The organism is Cohnella kolymensis, assembly GCF_000829465.1.
GTDB classification, from domain to species: domain Bacteria; phylum Bacillota; class Bacilli; order Paenibacillales; family Paenibacillaceae; genus Cohnella; species Cohnella kolymensis.
Genome location: NZ_JXAL01000001.1, coordinates 20,632 through 37,229, shown reverse-complemented (window position 1 = coordinate 37,229; position 16,598 = coordinate 20,632). Strand labels below are relative to the sequence as shown.

The window sequence follows — 16,598 nt, the reverse complement described above, 5'->3', positions numbered from 1 at the left end:
GCGCCGGATTTCCGGGCTTTCCCTGTTTTTGAAGGCAGGGTGGCGTGTGGTATATTTTGAGGAAGTATAACGGTTAAAAGACAGGGGTTATTATACACAATGTTCCAACGATTACTGCCCGATCAAATCGTGAACACGATATTCGATATTGATTTGGTTGAACTGAAAAACAGCGGTGTGACAGGGATCATTACTGATCTGGACAACACCCTTGTGAGCGCGAAGACTCCGCTGGCCACGCCGGAATTGGTCGGTTGGCTTGATTTATTAAAGGATAACGGCTTTAAAGTCGTCATTTTGTCGAACAATAATTTGACCCGGGTTTCCAGATTTGCCGAGCCGCTGGGAATCCCCTTCATTCCGGCCGCACGCAAACCGGCGGGCAGGTCGTTCCACAGAGCGTTACAGCTGATGGGACTTCCGCCGGAGCAAGCGGTCGTCGTGGGTGACCAGATGCTGACGGACGTGCTGGGCGGTCATCGTGCCGGATTGCACGCGATTCTGGTGACGCCGATTGCGCTGGGTGAAGAAGGATTTATGACCCGATTCAACAGGAGAATCGAGAAAATCGTATTAGCCCGCCTTCGCAAAAAAGGTTTGTGGCCGGACAAAGGAGGGCGCTGAAGTGGCTCATCATGAATTGCAGCAGCCCCGTTGTGCCGGGTGCGGCATCGCGCTCCAAAGCGAACACACCCACACGCCGGGTTATGTGCCGGAATCCTCGCTGGATAAGGACTCCGCAGTCTGCCAACGCTGTTTTCGAATTAAAAACTATAATGAAGCGTCTTCCGTTACCGTCAACCAGGACGAGTTCCTCAAGCTGCTCGGCGGCGTAGCGTCCACGGACAGTCTGGTCGTTCATATTGTCGATATATTTGATTTCCAGGGGAGCATCATTTCGGGCTTGCAGCGTTTTGTCGGGAATAATCCCGTCCTGCTCGTCGTGAACAAAATCGACTTGCTGCCGCGAGTGACGAATTGGAACCGTCTGCGCAACTGGGTGCAGAAGCAAGCCAAAGAGAATGGGCTGAAGGTGGCGGACGTTGTGCTGTGCAGCGCTCGGCGCAATACCGGCTTCGATCGGGTCGTGGAGGCGGTCAACTCCCTGCGCAGGCGCCGCGACGTATATGTTGTAGGCGCCACTAACGTTGGCAAAAGCACGCTGATTAACCGGCTCATCTCCGATTACAGCGACTTGAAACGTGAGCTCACGGTCTCGCGGTACCCGGGGACGACTTTAGACGCCGTGGAGATTCCGCTGGAGGACGGCAAAAGCATCATCGATACGCCGGGAATCGTCTATTCCTCCCGGCTCACCGAGATTATTCCGCGCGAAGATTTAGGTGCCGTTCTGCCGGATAAGCCGCTTAAACCGATTACTTATCAGTTGAATGAGAAGCAGACGCTGTTCTTCGGCTCGTTGGTGCGCTTTGATTTTGTCGAGGGGGAGCGGCAGTCTTTCACGGTTTATGTGTCAGGCGGGCTGCCGATCCATCGAACGAAGATGGAAAAGGCGGATGCTTTATACGCCGAGCACCGTGGAGTGATGCTTGCTCCGCCAAACTTGGAGGGCTTGGAAGGTATGCCGCCTTGGACAAGACATAGGCTGCGGATTCAGCCGAACACGGAACAGGATGTGTTTATATCCGGATTAGGCTGGATTCAAGCGAACGGCTCCAGCGGAGCAACAGTGGATGTCTATGCGCCGCGGGGCATTAAAGTGATGCTGCGTGACTCCATCTTATAGGAAGCAAGACAGCGGGAGAGGGGAAAGCTGTTAATGGACAGCAACACGGTGTTATATGGGGTGATCGGAGACCCGATACGGCACTCCAAATCGCCCGTCATGATGAATGAGGCGTTCCGGCACATGGGCATCAACGCGGCTTACGGCGCTTTTCATGTCACTCGCGAGCAGCTTGGTGACGCGATCGCAGGTATGTGCGCAATGGGCTTTCGCGGACTTAACGTCACAATCCCGCACAAAGTGGATGTCATGGCTTATCTCGATGAAATCCATGCAGGAGCGCAAGCAGCCGGAGCGGTCAATACGATTGTCAACGAAGACGGCCGGCTGATCGGATATAACACAGACGGGATCGGCTACGTGCGCTCTTTGAAGGAAGAGGTTGAGCTGGACTTAACCGGCAAAACTGTGGTCATTCTAGGCGCCGGCGGTGCCGCAAGGGGCATCCTGTGGGCCTTGGCCCGGGAAAAACCCTCTGCAATCCTTTTAGCGAACCGTACCGCCGACAAAGCGGAACGGCTGGCCGCTGCCTTCTCAGCGGAATGCAGCGTCAGCGTTGTGAACCGGGACGAGCTTCAGGAAGCCTGTTCCGACGCGGATATTGTGATCAATACGACATCGGTTGGTATGTCGCCTAACCTGGACGCAGTGCCGTTAGACGCAGCATGGCTGAAGCAGGAAGCGGTGGCCAGCGATTTAGTCTATAATCCGCGCGAAACCGCATTCCTTCGGCAGGCGAAGCAGCGTGGCTGCCGCATCCACGGCGGGGTGGGCATGTTCATTTATCAAGGCGTGTACGCCTTCGAATACTGGACCGGTCAACCCGCGCCCATCGATGTCATGCGGCAAGCTGTTGTCGCGTCATTCGGATAATATTTTCACATATAGAAAGCAGGAGAACCACATGTTAACGGGTAAACAAAAACGCCACCTCAGATCGCTTGCCCACCACCTGAAACCGATTTTCCAGGTAGGCAAAGGCAGCACGAACGACCATCTCATCCGCCATATTGAAGAAGCGATAGAGAGCCGCGAACTGATCAAAGTCTCCGTGCTGAACAATTGCATGGACGACCCTCGTGAGATCGGCGCCGAACTGGCGGAGCGTACGGGTTCTGAGCTCGCGCAGGTAATCGGCAAAACCATCGTCCTATACAAAGAATCTCGCGACCACAAACAGATCGAGCTTCCTCGTTAAAAGGCGGGAAAGGCGGCGGCTTATGCAGCGGATCGGCTTGCTGGGCGGTACTTTTAATCCGATTCATATCGGTCATCTATTGGCGGCTGAAGCAGCGAGAGAGGCAGCGGAGCTGGATCAAATCTGGTTTGTTCCCACTCTTGTTCCGCCTCACAAAGCTGAGCCCGGTGTTGCTGCTTCCATACGCCTCGAAATGCTGCAGGCAGCCATTGCCGGCAATCCCTGCTTTAAGGTGGAAGACATAGAACTGCACCGGAGCGGGACTTCGTACACGATCGATACCGTTACTGCGTTGCAGCAGCGGCATCCTGACATCATGTTTTTCTGGATTGTTGGCTCGGACATGATTAACGATCTGCCGAATTGGAGAAGCATAGATGAGCTGACCGCGAGAATCTTCTTCGTAGGTCTGGAGCGGCCGAATGAGCCGGTGACGGAGGCGGAGCTTCCGGATTTCATACAGGATCGGCTGCTTCGTGCGAGCATGCCGCCCATAGGCATATCGTCCACAGATATCCGGCGCAGGTTGAAGGAAGGAAAGTCGGTCAGGTATATGGTTCCGGATCCGGTGCTCACATTGATTCAGAGGGATGGCTTATATGAATCTTGAGCTATTAAGGGAAGCAACCCGCAGCCAGATGCCGGACAAAAGATGGCAGCACACACTGGGTGTCGTAAAGACGGCGGTTGAATTGGCGGAACGCTTCGGAGGAGACGCGGAGAAAGCTGAACTTGCGGCGCTGCTGCATGATTACTCCAAAGCCTGGCCGATCAATCGCATGGAACAAATCATTCGCACCGAGCGATTGCCCGGGGAGCTTCTGGATTACGATAAAGAGCTGTGGCATGCGCATGTCGGCGCTTGGGCCGTGCAGAACGAGCACCGGATCGAGGATGAAGAAGTGCTCGACGCGATCCGCTATCATACTTCGGGACGGGCAGACATGACGCTTCTCGATAAAATCGTGTGCTTGGCCGACTATATCGAGCCGGGCCGTGATTTTCCAGGTGTGAATAAGATGCGTGATCTCGCTCAACATAGTTTGGAAGAGGCGCTGGCCGCAGGATTCGATTCTACGATAAAGCTGTTGATCGAGCTGGGGAAACCCATTTTCCCGCTCACGGTGACAGCGCGCAATGATCTGATCAGGCAATTGAAAATACAAAAAGATACAACGGTTAATGGAGGTTGAGACATGGCGGGAAATTCGGAACAATTGTTAAAAGCGGTGATGGACGCAGCCGAAGAGAAAAAAGCGATTGATGTGGTCGCTCTGAATTTGCAGGGTATTTCTTTGGTCGCCGACTATTTCGTCATTTGCCACGGTAACTCGGATACTCAGGTTCAGTCGATCGCGACGGAAATTCGTAAACGTGCTGAAGTGAGCGGCGCTCGGGTGCGGTTGGAAGGGATGGATACGGCGCGCTGGGTGCTGATTGACATGGGAGATGTCGTTGCGCATGTGTTTCACCGTGATGAGAGGGAGTACTATCATCTGGAGCGGCTGTGGTCGGATGCGAAAGCGGTTGGAACGGTATGAACCTTTCGGCGGGACATCTTCTGAAATTGCGCGTCCTCCGGGAGACGTCGCCTTACGGGTGGTTTCTTGGCGAAGGAGACACAGAGGGACAGGAAGTGCTGCTCCCGTATGGCGAAGCCGTCGGCACAACGCCTAGAGTAGGTGAGGAAGTCGAGGTATTTCTGTTCCATGATGACAAAGAACGGATAACCGCGACTTTGCGCAGGCCGAAGCTGTTGTTCGGACAATTGGCGAGGCTTGAAGTGGCGGATTTCCATCCCCGGTTCGGTTACTTTCTGGAGATGGGAATCGGGCGTCAGCTGCTGCTGCCGCTCAAGGAGCTGCCTCCCGAACGGCGTGATGTGTGGCCGCAGAACGGTGACGAGCTTCATGTCGTCATGCGGCAGGACAAAGAAGGGCGAATGCTGGCCCGGCTCGCGAAGATTGACGATTTTGCGCCTTTGATATTCCGCGCACCTTCAGGTTGGAACAATGAATGGCGCGAAGGATGGGTGACCGACGTTTTCCGGGACGGCGTGTTTACGCTGGTCGAAGGCGGCGTGCTCGGTTACGGTGCGCTCGGGTACATTCATGACGCGTCTATGATCCACCCGCTGCGGATCGGACAGAAATTTCGCGCCCGTGTCACGCAGGTGAGGGAAGACGGGCGGGTGAGCCTCAGCGTTCGGCCCGCCAAAGAAACCGGCCGCGTCGAGGATGCGGATCGGCTGCTGGCTTTTATGAAAGAAAGGCCCGGCGGTGCAATGCCTTATTCCGACGAGACAAGCGCCGACGATATTAAAAGGAGATTCGGGCTCAGTAAATCCGCGTTTAAACGCGCATTGGGCAAGCTGATGAAGGAAGGGCTGGTCACGCAAAAAGGCACCTGGACTCATCTTGTCAGCGCAGAGCAACCGGCTCAAAGCTCGGATAACGGGGACCGCGTCGACTAACTTCAAAGACATACATAACGGAAAAGGAGACAGCCATGCGATCTTACCGGCAATTCGCTGCCGTATACGACCGTCTGATGGAAGAAATGCCGTATTCCGAATGGATGTTTTTCGCACGCAGCTGCTGGGAAAAATACGGCATACCGAGAACGGTCGTCGATTTAGGCTGCGGGACGGGCAATATGGCCATACCGCTTGCCCGTTCGGGTTTTAGCGTATTCGGCATCGATCTGTCCGCCGACATGCTGTCCGTTGCGCGCAACAAATGGGACGAGACGCCGGGACGCGGGCTTCGGCAAGAGCCAGGCACTGTCCGCTGGCTTCAGCAGGATATGCGGGATTGGGAACTTCCGCAGGCGGTCGACACGGTCATCAGTTTTTGTGACTGCCTCAACTATTTAACAACTCCTGACGACATCAAGCTGACGCTGCGGAGGACTTTCACCGGACTGGCTCCCGGAGGTTTATTCCTGTTTGATGTTCATGCTCCCAAGCAGCTGGAACGGTATGCGGAGGAGCAGCCTTTTGTATATGATGAGAAGGATCTTTCCTATTTGTGGACATGCGATTACGACCCTAAGGATTTGATCATCGAGCATGATCTGACGTTCTTCGTGAAGGACGAGGCTTCTCCGTCGGGACCGGGCGCGCTGTATCACCGGTTCGAAGAATCACATGTGCAGCGTGCTTACGAGCCGGATTGGATGGCTCGCGAATTGACGGCGGCCGGCTTCGAGCTGCTGCATCTTTGCGCTGATTTCAGCTGGGAAGCTCCGAATGAAGATTCGGAACGGTTATTTTATATCGCGCGTAAGCCTGAATAACCCGCTCCCATTCCTATAGCACGCCTTGACATCATTTGTTGGAATTGGCTATAATCATGGCATACTTTGGCTGTGACAAGGAGCAGTAATCGACTGACGTTACTCAGAGAGCCGGCGGATGGTGCAAGCCGGTTAGCGTTCACGATGAACTCGCCTTGGAGCCTCCGAGCTGAACGGATTCCTCCGATAAGCCCGGCGTCGCCCGCGTTAAGGGATACAAGTGGGCGGTAACCCAAGAAGGGTGCCGTCAACTAGGGTGGTACCACGGGAATAAATCCTCTCGTCCCTAGCGACAACGCTAGAGACGGGAGGTTTTTTTAATTGCGAAGGGAGCAATACCTCATGTCTCAAGATAATCATCAAGCTACAAGCCGCAAACGATCGAGCCGAAATGGCAGCGTTACTGGGATGCGCACCACACATTCCGCACGACTGAAAACCCCGGCAAACCGAAATTTTACGCGCTCGACATGTTCCCTTATCCTTCCGGCGCAGGGCTTCACGTCGGCCATCCGGAAGGTTACACGGCAACGGACATCGTGAGCCGCTTCAAAAGGATGAAGGGCTTTAACGTCCTGCATCCGATGGGCTGGGACGCTTTCGGACTGCCGGCCGAACAATATGCTTTGCAAACCGGCCGCCATCCGCGGGAAATTACAGTCGAGAACATTGACAATTTCCGGCGGCAGATCAAATCGCTCGGTTTCTCGTATGATTGGGAACGCGAAATCAGCACGACGGATCCGCAATATTACAAATGGACGCAGTGGATTTTTATCCAGTTGTATAAGAAGGGCCTTGCTTATGTCGCAGAAGTGCCGGTCAACTGGTGTCCCGCGCTCGGCACGGTGCTTGCGAACGAGGAAGTCATCGACGGGCTGAGCGAGCGCGGCGGCCATCCGGTTGTCCGTAAGCCGATGAGACAGTGGATGCTCAGAATTACCGAGTATGCAGAGCGCCTGCTTGAAGACTTGGAAGAGCTGGACTGGTCGGAAAGCATTAAGGATATGCAGCGGAATTGGATCGGCAAGTCTACCGGTGCGGAAGTTGTGTTTGAGATAGACGGTCACGATGCTGAGTTGACGGTGTTTACGACGCGTCCGGACACTTTATTCGGTGCAACTTATTGTGTGCTGGCTCCCGAGCATGAGTTGGTCGGCCGCATTGCTTCGGCAGAGCAGCAAGCTGCGGTTGAAGCTTATGTGGAGCAAGCCGCCCGTAAAAGCGATCTCGAACGCACCGATCTGGCCAAGGACAAATCCGGCGTATTTACCGGTGCGTATGCGATCAACCCCGTCAACGGCAGCAAGCTGCCGATCTGGATTGCGGATTATGTGCTGGGCGGTTATGGCACCGGCGCCATCATGGCGGTTCCGGGGCATGACGAGCGGGACTGGGAATTCGCTAAAAAGTTCGGCCTGCCGATTATCGAGGTGGTCGAGGGTGGAGATGTTACCGAAGCGGCATTTACGGGCGACGGTAAACTCGTCAATTCCGAGTTCCTGAACGGATTGTCCACTGATGATGCGATTGAAGTGATGATCCGTCATTTGGAGAGCAACGGCAAAGGAAAAGGGAAGGTCACTTACCGCCTGCGCGACTGGTTGTTCAGCCGCCAGCGTTATTGGGGCGAACCGATTCCGGTGCTCCACTTTGAAGACGGTACGATGGACACGGTGCCGGAAGAGGAGCTTCCTCTTTTGTTGCCGGATGTGGATGCGATTCAGCCTTCAGGCACTGGCGAGTCGCCGCTTGCTAATGTCTCGGAATGGGTCAACGTGGTCGATCCGAGAACCGGACGGCGGGCGCGCCGCGAAACGAACACGATGCCTCAGTGGGCCGGCAGCTGCTGGTACTATTTGCGGTTCATCGATCCGCTCAATGAGAAAGAAATCTGTTCGCCTGAGAAGCAGCGCGAATGGCTGCCGGTGGATTTGTACATTGGAGGCGCGGAGCATGCGGTGCTTCATCTGCTGTATGCCCGTTTCTGGCACAAGGTGCTGTACGATCTCGGTGTGGTCGCTACGAAAGAGCCATTCCATAAGCTCGTTAACCAAGGGATGATATTGGGAACCAACAACGAAAAAATGTCCAAATCCCGCGGCAACGTCATCAACCCGGATGATATCGTGAACGAGTTCGGCGCCGACACGCTTCGCATGTATGAGATGTTCATGGGCCCGCTGGAAGCGACCAAGCCTTGGAACACCAATGGAGTGGACGGTATATACCGGTTCCTTTCCCGTGTATGGCGGTTGTTCGTTGATGATAACGGCGGCTTGAATGTGAAAATAAAGAATGTGAGCGGGGATGAAAATTTCCGCCGGACATGGCATAAGAGCTTGAAGAAAGTGGGCGAGGATTACGAGGCTCTGCGGTTCAATACCGCGATCAGCCAGATGATGATTTTCGTCAACGAAGCTTACAAGTCCGAAACGCTCCCGAAGAAAGCGATGGAGGATTTTGTCCAGATGCTGTCCCCGATCGCTCCGCATATTGCGGAAGAATTGTGGGAGAAGCTTGGCCATGCGGGCTCTATCAGTTATGCGCCGTGGCCGGAATACGATCCGTCGTTGACGGTCGATGCGGAAGTCGAAATCGCCGTCCAGGTAAACGGCAAAATTGTGGAGCGCGTCAACATTCCGTCCGACCTCGATGAAGCCGGCATGCAGGAATTGGCGCTTAACCTCGACAAAGTCAAAGCCTTGACCGAAGGCAAAACCGTCCGCAAAATCATCGCCGTAAAAGGTAAGCTCGTCAACATCGTAGCCAACTAACATTATCAGTAAGGTTAGCTCGTGAACATTGTTGCGAACTAACATTATCTGAAGGTAGGCGCGTCAACATTGATTCGAACTAACCTCATCGCGTGAAGCACACGCCGTTTGTCTCCATCATGGAGCGGACGGCGTGTTTTGTTTTTAGGTAGGGGTGATGGTAGTGGTGCGAAAGTTTGTATGATGCTGTCATGTTGGGATTGATCAGTGGTATGGCGGGAGTAACTGGGTGGATGGAGGTAATAGTGTGCGAAAGTTCCGATGGTGCTGTCATGTTGGGATTGAGTAGCAGTATGGCGGGAGTAACTAATATGGTTGCAGAAATTAGTGATGGCGAGTCGTACGGAGTTCATGGTGTGGGGTGGGAATATGTTCGAACAAGAGTTTGAGAAGTTTCTGGATCAGCAGAGGCGCTCGGCTTCCGGAGCCAGGCTAGAACGGCTGCACAAGGATTTGACAGGTGAAAAGCAGATGTTGGAAGTTGTCATATGGCCGGTGTTGAAATCATTCGACGGCATTACCATGGAGCAGGAAATGGTGAGCACCACCGGAGTTAAAATTTATGTCGATGCCGTTTATGAGCCTGTGCGTATTGCTTTCGAGAGCAACGGATTTGTTCCTCATGCCGAGATGATTACACGGGACAGATTCACCTTCGAGCAAATGCGCATTCGTACGATCGCAATGCAAGGGTACAAGTACATCCCGTTCTCCCGGGACGAACAGGAGAAACGTGCCGAGGCCGCCCGTCGTGCCTTCTATGAACTGCTCGGACGCTTCTCCACCAGCCCCGGCTTGGCATTCGAAGAACTGTCCGTGTTAGAGAGGGAGGTGATTCGATACGGTCTTCGCCTCAACCGTCCTATAAAATTGGAAGATGTTCGTTACTGTCTGCAGTGTGGAAGGCATGCTCTCGAACTGTCCTTCGCAATCTGATGGAAAAGAAATTAGTTAAACCTCTCGGTACTGGAGTTCAACGACACCATGAGTTTGAACTTTTGCCTAAAGCACGTGATTACTTTTTGTGAGTGTGCGGTTGACTGTGACTTGGGAGAGTTTAAGGCTGGCAACCGGACTTACAAGTGGCAACACGTACAGAGGAATATCGTGTAAGTCCGCCAACCGGACTTACAGGTGGCAACATGTAGCGAGGTAGACCTCCTAAGGCTGGCAACCGGACTTACAGGTGGCAATACGTACAGACGAATATGGTGTAAGTCCGGCCACCGGACTTACAGGTGACAACATGTACAAATGTATATCGTCTAAGGCTGGCCACCGGACTTACAGGGGGCAAGATGTACAAATGTTGACCGTCTAGTCTAAGGCCGGCCACCGGACTTACACATGCTAGCTTGTACACAGATACTTCGTGTAAGGCCGACGACCAACAATGCAGGTTGCAGCATACGCAATCAAGCACATTGTAAGGCCGATTGCCGGCCTTACATGCAGCACCGCCTTAAGTCCGCTCCCTTGGGAACAGGGAGGAGTCTACTCGTTCCAGGTCTTCGGCGTACTTGGCATGGGTGGTGTGCAGTACTTGGTGGAATGCGCCTCTCGTCGATTTGCGGAGTACATCCAAAGCAGCGGCGGTGATGCCGCCGGGCACGGAGACTCGGGACTGAAGCTCGCTCGGGGTGCAAGGATACTCAAGCAGCAGCCGGGCGGTGCCGAGCATCATTTCACAAGCCAGAATGGTCGCGGTTTGCCGATCCATCCCTGCTTCCAACACTGCAGCTTCTATGAACTGTTCCAATAGATAAGCGAGGAAAGCGGGTCCGCAGCTGGACAAATCCGACGCGGCGCGCACTTCTTCCTCCTGGATTTCAACCGGCCTGCTGATCGTAGAGAAAAGCTGCAGCAAAGCTTCCTTATCCTCAGCCGTCAAACGCGTTCCCCACATGAACAGCGATGCGCCGCTCCTACGGCATTCACTACACTGGGAACTATTTTAGTCACTTTGCAGGGTATACGTTCTTCAAGCTGACAAATGGTCACGGGACTGGTGATGGAAATAACGGTTTGCTCCGGGCTCAGTACTGCGGAAATATCGTCCAATACGGCGCGGAAATCTAACGGCTTTACGCACAAAAACACGTAATCCGCCCCAAGCACCGCATGTTTGTTGGAAGCGGAGACGATCAGGCCCGGATATCGATCTGCAAGAGAGACACTTTTGGAGGGGGTGCGGGAGCTGACGGCAATTTGTTCCGCCTGAATAGCGCCGGCGCGAATGAACGCCCCTATTAACACGCTCCCCATGCTGCCCGCACCGATGAAACAGAATCTCATCCTTTCATCCCTCCTCCGCACGGAATCATTCATCCCATTGTATGAACAACGGTTTGGCCGAAATGACGCTTTTATATGATATGCATTGAATAAAAGGGAGGGACGGCTCATGCCGAACGCTAAAGCCGTATTCGCAGCGGGCTTGCTCACTATTGGAGCGGCTCTGCTCGCTTACTCAATATTTTTTTCTGATTCTGATCAAGATGTGCCCGGCTGGGAACCTGTCAACAAACGTATAGAAAAGGCGATTACCGCATCACCGTCTGAACAGCCATCAGCTTCGTCACAACGGCCCGACACTTCACCAGCAACCACACAGGCAACCCAACCGGTCAATCCCGCAGCCGACTCCCATATGCCGTTTCCTGCGAGCACATTGCTCGATCTCAACACAGCGAGGCAGTCACAATTGGAAGACTTGCCGGGTATAGGCGCGTCCAAAGCCAAGGCAATCATAGCCTTCCGCGAGCAGAATGGAGCATTCAAATCTGTGAAACAGCTCCTCGAAGTAAAAGGCATCGGCCCTAAAATGCTGGAGAAAATAGAACCGCACGTAACCGTCGGAAGTCAAACCGATCGTTAATGAGATTACTTTTTTATTTCCAACAACTATGAGAGAATAAGAAGGAGTTTCATAAATCTGGATCATTGGGAGGTTATTGAATGGCGAACGAGCAATCGTATTCATTGGAAACCTTGGCCGTACACGGCGGACAACAACTCGATCCGACAACTTTGTCGCGCGCGGTGCCGATCTATCAGACGAGCTCGTATGGTTTTCGGGATACCGAGCATGCCGCGAATTTGTTTGCGTTAAAGGAATTCGGCAATATTTATACGAGAATTATGAATCCGACTTCAGATGTTTTCGAACAGCGGATCGCCGCTCTCGAAGGAGGGGCTGCAGCATTGGCGGTAGCTTCTGGGCAGGCGGCAATTACGTATTCCATACTTAATATAGCCGGCGCAGGAGATGAGATTGTTTCGGCTTCGAGCCTTTATGGCGGCACATATAACTTGTTTTCGAACACACTTCCCAAGCTTGGCATCACGGTTAAATTCGTAGATCCTTCGAAGCCTGAAAATTTCCGGTCAGCGATTACCGACAAAACAAAAGCGGTTTTCGCCGAAACGATCGGTAACCCTAGAGGTGATATCGTGGATATTGCCGCGGTTGCCTCAATTGCGCATGACAACGGTATTCCTCTTATCATCGACAATACGTTCGCGACACCTTTCCTATGCCGTCCGCTCGAGCACGGCGCAGATATCGTATTGCACTCGGCTACTAAGTTTATCGGTGGGCACGGTACATCCATCGGCGGCGTTGTCATAGACGGGGGAAAATTCGACTGGAAATCCAGCGGCAAGTTTGCCGGTTTAACGGAGCCGGATCCCAGCTACCATGGAGTGGTGTACACTGACGCGGTCGGTCCCATCGCCTACATTATCAAAATGCGTGTGCAGCTTCTGCGTGATATGGGAGCCGCGCTGTCACCGTTCAATTCTTTTTTATTCCTGCAAGGTTTGGAGACGCTTCATCTCAGAATGGAACGGCATAGCAGCAACGCGCTCACTGTCGCACAGTTTCTGGAAAAGCATCCGGCCGTTGAGTGGGTGAATTATGCCGGCTTGGAAAGCCATGAATCATACGACAAAGCGCAAAAATATTTACCGAACGGTCAAGGCGCTATCATGACTTTTGGAATCAAAGGCGGATTGGAAGCCGGCAAAAAGGTGATCAACGCCGTTAAACTGTTCTCGCATCTGGCCAACGTGGGCGATTCCAAATCGCTTATTATCCATCCTGCGAGCACGACGCATCAACAGCTGAGTGAAACCGAGCAGCAATCGGCGGGCGTTCAGCCGGGCATGATCCGTTTATCTATCGGTACGGAAGGCATCAAAGATATTCTCGGCGACCTGGATCAAGCATTGACAGCGAGCCAGAGGTAAGTCATCGAATTCGGGGGTACAGAGGATGTCATCTTTGCGGAAAGATTGGGACACGTACTTTATGGACATCGCCTATATGGTTTCTACAAGGTCCCGCTGTCCGCGGCGGCATGTCGGTACTGTACTCGTGCAGGGAAAAAAACTACTTGGAACCGCCTATAACGGCGCGCCGATGGGAACGCCCGACTGCTCCGAGGACGGATGTCTGATTGTGGAAGAGCTGGTGCCGTCCTCAACGGACAACGGCGGGATGGTGAAGAAGCAACGGTGCATCCGAACGATACATGCCGAGCAGAATCTGCTGTTGTTCACGGACCGCGTTGACCGTGAGGGCTCAGTCGTTTACGTAACCGACGAACCTTGCTGGACGTGCGCCAATATGCTCGCGAACAGCGGCATCGTGGAAATCGTATATCATCGAGATTACCCGAAGGATCATGAAAAAGTAACAACACTGATGAAGCAAAGAGGAATCCGATTTAAGAAAATTGAGCCCTACACAGCTCCTGCGGACACGCAAGTGCAGGACGGCGCATAGAGCGAACAGCCTGAAGAGGAGGAACCTCTTCACCGACAAGGTGAAGGGGTTCTTTTTTCATTTTCGGAGAAAGGAGCGGGGCGAATGGAAAGAAGGCCGTTCGTGGCAATCGCCTGCACCTGGGTGGCCGGCACCGCTGCGGTATCGCTTTCTCATGGGCAGGAAGCCGTATTGCTGTTGGCCGGCCTGCTCTTCATTTTCGTCGCAGCTGCGCTTACGGGTAAGTCGACATGGCTGATCACAGTCTGCTGCTCGTTGGCACTGCTGGGTGCCGCAGCTCAGCGAACGGCAGTCGACAACGGCAATACATCGCAGATCATCATGCCGCATAACATCTCATCTGCAGACGCTGTGCTGACAGGCTATATTTCTTCGACGGTTGAAGTGGACGGAGATCTTGTGACGCTTGAACTGACGGGACGCACAATAAAAATGTCCACTGCCGCAGCGGAACAGCAAATCCGTGAAAAGGTGCTGCTACGGGTCAAGCTTCGGCAGCAAGCGGAACAACAGCTGGCATCCGCCTGGGCGAGAGGAGACACGGTAGAGGTAACAGGGCGGCTCGAGCAGCCCGGGCAAGCCGGAAATTTCGGCGCGTTCGATTACCGAGATTATTTGCATAAGCGGGGCATTCACTGGCAGCTGCAAGCTGAAGGAACCGATAGCGTCGGCCTCGGTTATCCGGGTCAGGTTCCCTTATATGTAAAACCGCTACGCAAGTTGGATGACATTCGCTCCCGGATCGGGCAGCTGATGGACGCGTTATACCCGGAAGGGGACGCCGGTTATATGAAAGGATTGGTAGCCGGTATACGTTCGGACTTGAATCCGGAGCAGTTCGATGAATTTTCACGGCTCGGCCTGACCCATGTCTTGGCGATTTCAGGCCTGCATGTCGCTGTCGTCGTGTTCCTGATTCTCAAAATTTTATCTTGGATCAGGGTAACCAGAGAGCGCTCATTGGCCATTGCGATTGCTCTCATGCCGGTATATATGATGCTCACAGGCGCCTCTCCATCAGCCGTCCGCGCCTGCCTAATGGCTATGCTGGCACTTTGGTTAGCCCGGCGCAATGCCCTGAAAGACGGGTTTCATCTGTTGTCGGCTGCCGCTATGCTCATGCTGATCTGGGATGCGCGCCTGATCGGTGACGTCAGCTTTCAGCTGTCATTTGTCGTAACTGCCGGTTTAATCCTGTTTGTTCCGGCCGTGACCGCATCGCTTCCCGTATGGAAATGGCTGAAGGCACCGCTCGCGGTTGCCGTTACGGCTCAAGCCGTCTCTTTCCCGCTGACCGTGTATTATTTTCACTCCGTCCACTTGTTGTCGTTGCCCGCGAATTTGATTCTCGTGCCGTTCATCAGTTTTATTGTGATGCCTTTAGGCATGGCTTCCATTGTCTTCGGCGCAGTATGGCTTCCTTTGGGAAAAATTCCGGCGATGCTTGCTTCCTTGGGCAACCGATGGACATTTGATCTGGTGGATTGGCTGAGCAGCTTCGGCGCATTGCGAACCGTATGGTCCCAGCCCTCATGGGCATGGGTTTTTTGCGCTTATCTTGTCATGGGACTGATGATAGTTCTATTGAACTGCAGATTGTCGAGAAAAAGAGAGGAACAGTGGTGGCGTGAAAAAGAATCGGAATCCCGGTCGGCAGCCGCTGTCGGCGACATCACCGCCCCTTTGACAATGTTGAGGCCTAAGCTAAGGTCAAAGGGGGTCACATTTTATGCGATTGGAGCCGGGGTTTTGATGCTGGTGTGGCTTCTCTGGGGCGTACGGCCCGCTGCCTTTGATGAAGCCGGTAAAATCATGTTTCTCGACGTCGGTCAGGCTGACAGTATTTTGGTCCGCACCGGGGGAGGCAAGCATATTCTGATCGACAGCGGCGGAGCCATCCGCTTCCGGAAGCCGGGAGACGAGTGGCGCGAGCGCCGGGATCCCTATGAGCCGGGCCGAAAACTTATTGTGCCGCTGCTGCTGCAGCGCGGAGTCCGGGAATTGGATGCGCTCGTGTTGACCCACCTGGATGCCGATCATATCGGCGGGGCTAAAGCGGTCATCGCAAACATACCCGTCAGAAAAATATGGTTTAACGGGACGTTGAAAGATTCCTCCGCTGTCAAAGAACTGTTCCAACTGGCTTTAAACAAAAATATCCCGTGTTTTGCGGTGGATTCCTCTATGAGATGGGCGGTTGACGGAACGACGAGCATCAGCATATTGTACCCTCAGACAGCTGACGCTCGCGCAGCAGATGATATCCCCTTTATAAATGAACAAAACGAGCGCAGCATCGTTTTATTAGTGACGGTGTATGGACGCCGCTTTTTGCTGCCCGGGGATGTCGGTGCTGCTGCTGAGCAGGAAATTGTGGGCTCAAATGCGCCGTTGTTGCTGCACGCCGCCGCCGATGTGCTGAAAGCGGCACATCATGGAAGCAAAACGTCCACATCATTCCCATGGTTAGCGTATTGGCAGCCGGCAGAAACCGTAATTTCCGTCGGCCGCAACAACCTCTACGGTCATCCCGCTCCGGAAGTGGTGCAGAGAATTACGGATTCCGGAAGCTCACTTTTCCGCACGGATGTGCATGGTGAGGTACAGTACCGGATTGCGCCGAACGGAGAGCTGTCGCGCCGCATCAAACATTTTACAAACGCCGGTCAGCAATAAACTCTATTTAAAAGATTGTGCTCATGGTAACATTATTGCTAGACTTATACAGCTTATAAAAATTGTGTTTAATTCATGGGTTTAGGGGTTGCAACCTTTTATCGGACATTTGCG

The 16,598-nt window shown here is 53.5% G+C and carries 14 protein-coding genes, 2 pseudogenes and 1 other annotated feature; of the genes and pseudogenes, 15 read left to right on the top strand and 1 reads right to left on the bottom strand.

Annotated elements, in window-relative coordinates:
* Positions 1-99 precede the first annotated feature (99 nt).
* The 11 genes and pseudogenes from SD71_RS00175 to SD71_RS00125 all read left to right on the top strand — a co-directional run bounded on the left by SD71_RS00175 (position 100) and on the right by SD71_RS00125 (position 9,955).
* A complete protein-coding gene (locus SD71_RS00175) occupies positions 100-624 on the top strand; it encodes a YqeG family HAD IIIA-type phosphatase (protein ID WP_041058220.1) in 525 nt (174 codons plus the stop codon).
* A gap of 1 nt (position 625) precedes the next feature.
* Positions 626-1,747 (top strand): ribosome biogenesis GTPase YqeH, encoded by a 1,122-nt coding sequence (yqeH, locus tag SD71_RS00170; RefSeq protein WP_200889527.1) that lies wholly within the window; start codon positions 626-628, stop codon positions 1,745-1,747.
* Positions 1,748-1,780: 33 nt separating this feature from the next.
* The gene (aroE, locus tag SD71_RS00165; RefSeq protein ID WP_041058217.1) at positions 1,781-2,620 is read left to right on the top strand and encodes a shikimate dehydrogenase; all 840 of its coding nucleotides are present in this window, start codon (positions 1,781-1,783) and stop codon (positions 2,618-2,620) included.
* A gap of 31 nt (positions 2,621-2,651) precedes the next feature.
* Positions 2,652-2,945, top strand: a complete 294-nt coding sequence (yhbY, locus tag SD71_RS00160; protein WP_041058214.1) for a ribosome assembly RNA-binding protein YhbY — start codon at positions 2,652-2,654, stop codon at positions 2,943-2,945.
* 22 nt (positions 2,946-2,967) lie between these two features.
* On the top strand, positions 2,968-3,555 hold the full coding sequence (locus tag SD71_RS00155) for a nicotinate-nucleotide adenylyltransferase (RefSeq protein WP_041058211.1): 588 nt from the start codon (positions 2,968-2,970) through the stop codon (positions 3,553-3,555).
* Positions 3,545-4,138 carry a bis(5'-nucleosyl)-tetraphosphatase (symmetrical) YqeK gene (gene yqeK, locus SD71_RS00150; protein ID WP_041058209.1) on the top strand — a complete coding sequence of 198 codons (594 nt, stop codon included), beginning with the start codon at positions 3,545-3,547 and terminating at the stop codon, positions 4,136-4,138. Before SD71_RS00155 ends, yqeK begins: the two co-directional genes overlap by 11 nt.
* 3 nt (positions 4,139-4,141) lie before the next feature.
* Positions 4,142-4,486, top strand: a complete 345-nt coding sequence (gene rsfS / locus SD71_RS00145; RefSeq protein ID WP_041058206.1) for a ribosome silencing factor — start codon at positions 4,142-4,144, stop codon at positions 4,484-4,486.
* Positions 4,483-5,418, top strand: coding sequence for a CvfB family protein (locus tag SD71_RS00140; RefSeq protein ID WP_041058203.1), 936 nt, complete (start codon positions 4,483-4,485; stop codon positions 5,416-5,418). The genes rsfS and SD71_RS00140 overlap by 4 nt, the downstream gene beginning before the upstream one ends.
* A 35-nt stretch (positions 5,419-5,453) precedes the next feature.
* Positions 5,454-6,242: a class I SAM-dependent DNA methyltransferase gene (locus SD71_RS00135; RefSeq protein WP_041058199.1), complete on the top strand. Its 789-nt coding sequence runs from the start codon at positions 5,454-5,456 to the stop codon at positions 6,240-6,242.
* Between the two features lie 63 nt (positions 6,243-6,305).
* Positions 6,306-6,533, top strand: a binding site (T-box leader).
* A 74-nt stretch (positions 6,534-6,607) separates the two neighbouring features.
* A pseudogene (gene leuS, locus SD71_RS00130) lies at positions 6,608-9,019 on the top strand (leucine--tRNA ligase); the annotation flags it as partial.
* 315 nt (positions 9,020-9,334) lie between these two features.
* The gene (locus tag SD71_RS00125; RefSeq protein WP_041058196.1) at positions 9,335-9,955 is read left to right on the top strand and encodes a hypothetical protein; all 621 of its coding nucleotides are present in this window, start codon (positions 9,335-9,337) and stop codon (positions 9,953-9,955) included.
* A gap of 526 nt (positions 9,956-10,481) precedes the next feature.
* On the opposite strand, the pseudogene comER reads toward SD71_RS00125, so the two are convergent.
* Positions 10,482-11,314 (bottom strand): annotated as a pseudogene (comER, locus tag SD71_RS00120) (late competence protein ComER).
* Between the two features lie 109 nt (positions 11,315-11,423).
* Between comER and SD71_RS22730 the strand changes: the two are divergent.
* The 4 genes from SD71_RS22730 (at position 11,424) to SD71_RS00100 (ending at position 16,484) form a co-directional block, all read left to right on the top strand.
* Positions 11,424-11,897 (top strand): ComEA family DNA-binding protein, encoded by a 474-nt coding sequence (locus SD71_RS22730; protein ID WP_082033944.1) that lies wholly within the window; start codon positions 11,424-11,426, stop codon positions 11,895-11,897.
* An 80-nt stretch (positions 11,898-11,977) separates the two neighbouring features.
* A complete protein-coding gene (locus SD71_RS00110; protein WP_041058193.1) occupies positions 11,978-13,270 on the top strand; it encodes a homocysteine synthase in 1,293 nt (430 codons plus the stop codon).
* A 25-nt stretch (positions 13,271-13,295) separates the two neighbouring features.
* Positions 13,296-13,808, top strand: a complete 513-nt coding sequence (locus SD71_RS00105) for a deoxycytidylate deaminase (RefSeq protein WP_041058190.1) — start codon at positions 13,296-13,298, stop codon at positions 13,806-13,808.
* A gap of 84 nt (positions 13,809-13,892) precedes the next feature.
* Positions 13,893-16,484 carry a DNA internalization-related competence protein ComEC/Rec2 gene (locus SD71_RS00100; RefSeq protein WP_041058188.1) on the top strand — a complete coding sequence of 864 codons (2,592 nt, stop codon included), beginning with the start codon at positions 13,893-13,895 and terminating at the stop codon, positions 16,482-16,484.
* Positions 16,485-16,598 lie beyond the last annotated feature (114 nt).

What these genes read in the sequence shown, in the direction of transcription:
- SD71_RS00175 (WP_041058220.1), top strand. Translation starts at nt 100, where the DNA reads ATGTTCCAACGATTACTGCCCGATCAAATCGTGAACACGATATTCGAT.
- aroE (WP_041058217.1), top strand. Translation starts at nt 1,781, where the DNA reads ATGGACAGCAACACGGTGTTATATGGGGTGATCGGAGACCCGATACGG.
- yhbY (WP_041058214.1), top strand. Translation starts at nt 2,652, where the DNA reads ATGTTAACGGGTAAACAAAAACGCCACCTCAGATCGCTTGCCCACCAC.
- SD71_RS00155 (WP_041058211.1), top strand. Translation starts at nt 2,968, where the DNA reads ATGCAGCGGATCGGCTTGCTGGGCGGTACTTTTAATCCGATTCATATC.
- yqeK (WP_041058209.1), top strand. Translation starts at nt 3,545, where the DNA reads ATGAATCTTGAGCTATTAAGGGAAGCAACCCGCAGCCAGATGCCGGAC.
- rsfS (WP_041058206.1), top strand. Translation starts at nt 4,142, where the DNA reads ATGGCGGGAAATTCGGAACAATTGTTAAAAGCGGTGATGGACGCAGCC.
- SD71_RS00140 (WP_041058203.1), top strand. Translation starts at nt 4,483, where the DNA reads ATGAACCTTTCGGCGGGACATCTTCTGAAATTGCGCGTCCTCCGGGAG.
- SD71_RS00135 (WP_041058199.1), top strand. Translation starts at nt 5,454, where the DNA reads ATGCGATCTTACCGGCAATTCGCTGCCGTATACGACCGTCTGATGGAA.
- SD71_RS22730 (WP_082033944.1), top strand. Translation starts at nt 11,424, where the DNA reads ATGCCGAACGCTAAAGCCGTATTCGCAGCGGGCTTGCTCACTATTGGA.
- SD71_RS00110 (WP_041058193.1), top strand. Translation starts at nt 11,978, where the DNA reads ATGGCGAACGAGCAATCGTATTCATTGGAAACCTTGGCCGTACACGGC.
- SD71_RS00105 (WP_041058190.1), top strand. Translation starts at nt 13,296, where the DNA reads ATGTCATCTTTGCGGAAAGATTGGGACACGTACTTTATGGACATCGCC.
- SD71_RS00100 (WP_041058188.1), top strand. Translation starts at nt 13,893, where the DNA reads ATGGAAAGAAGGCCGTTCGTGGCAATCGCCTGCACCTGGGTGGCCGGC.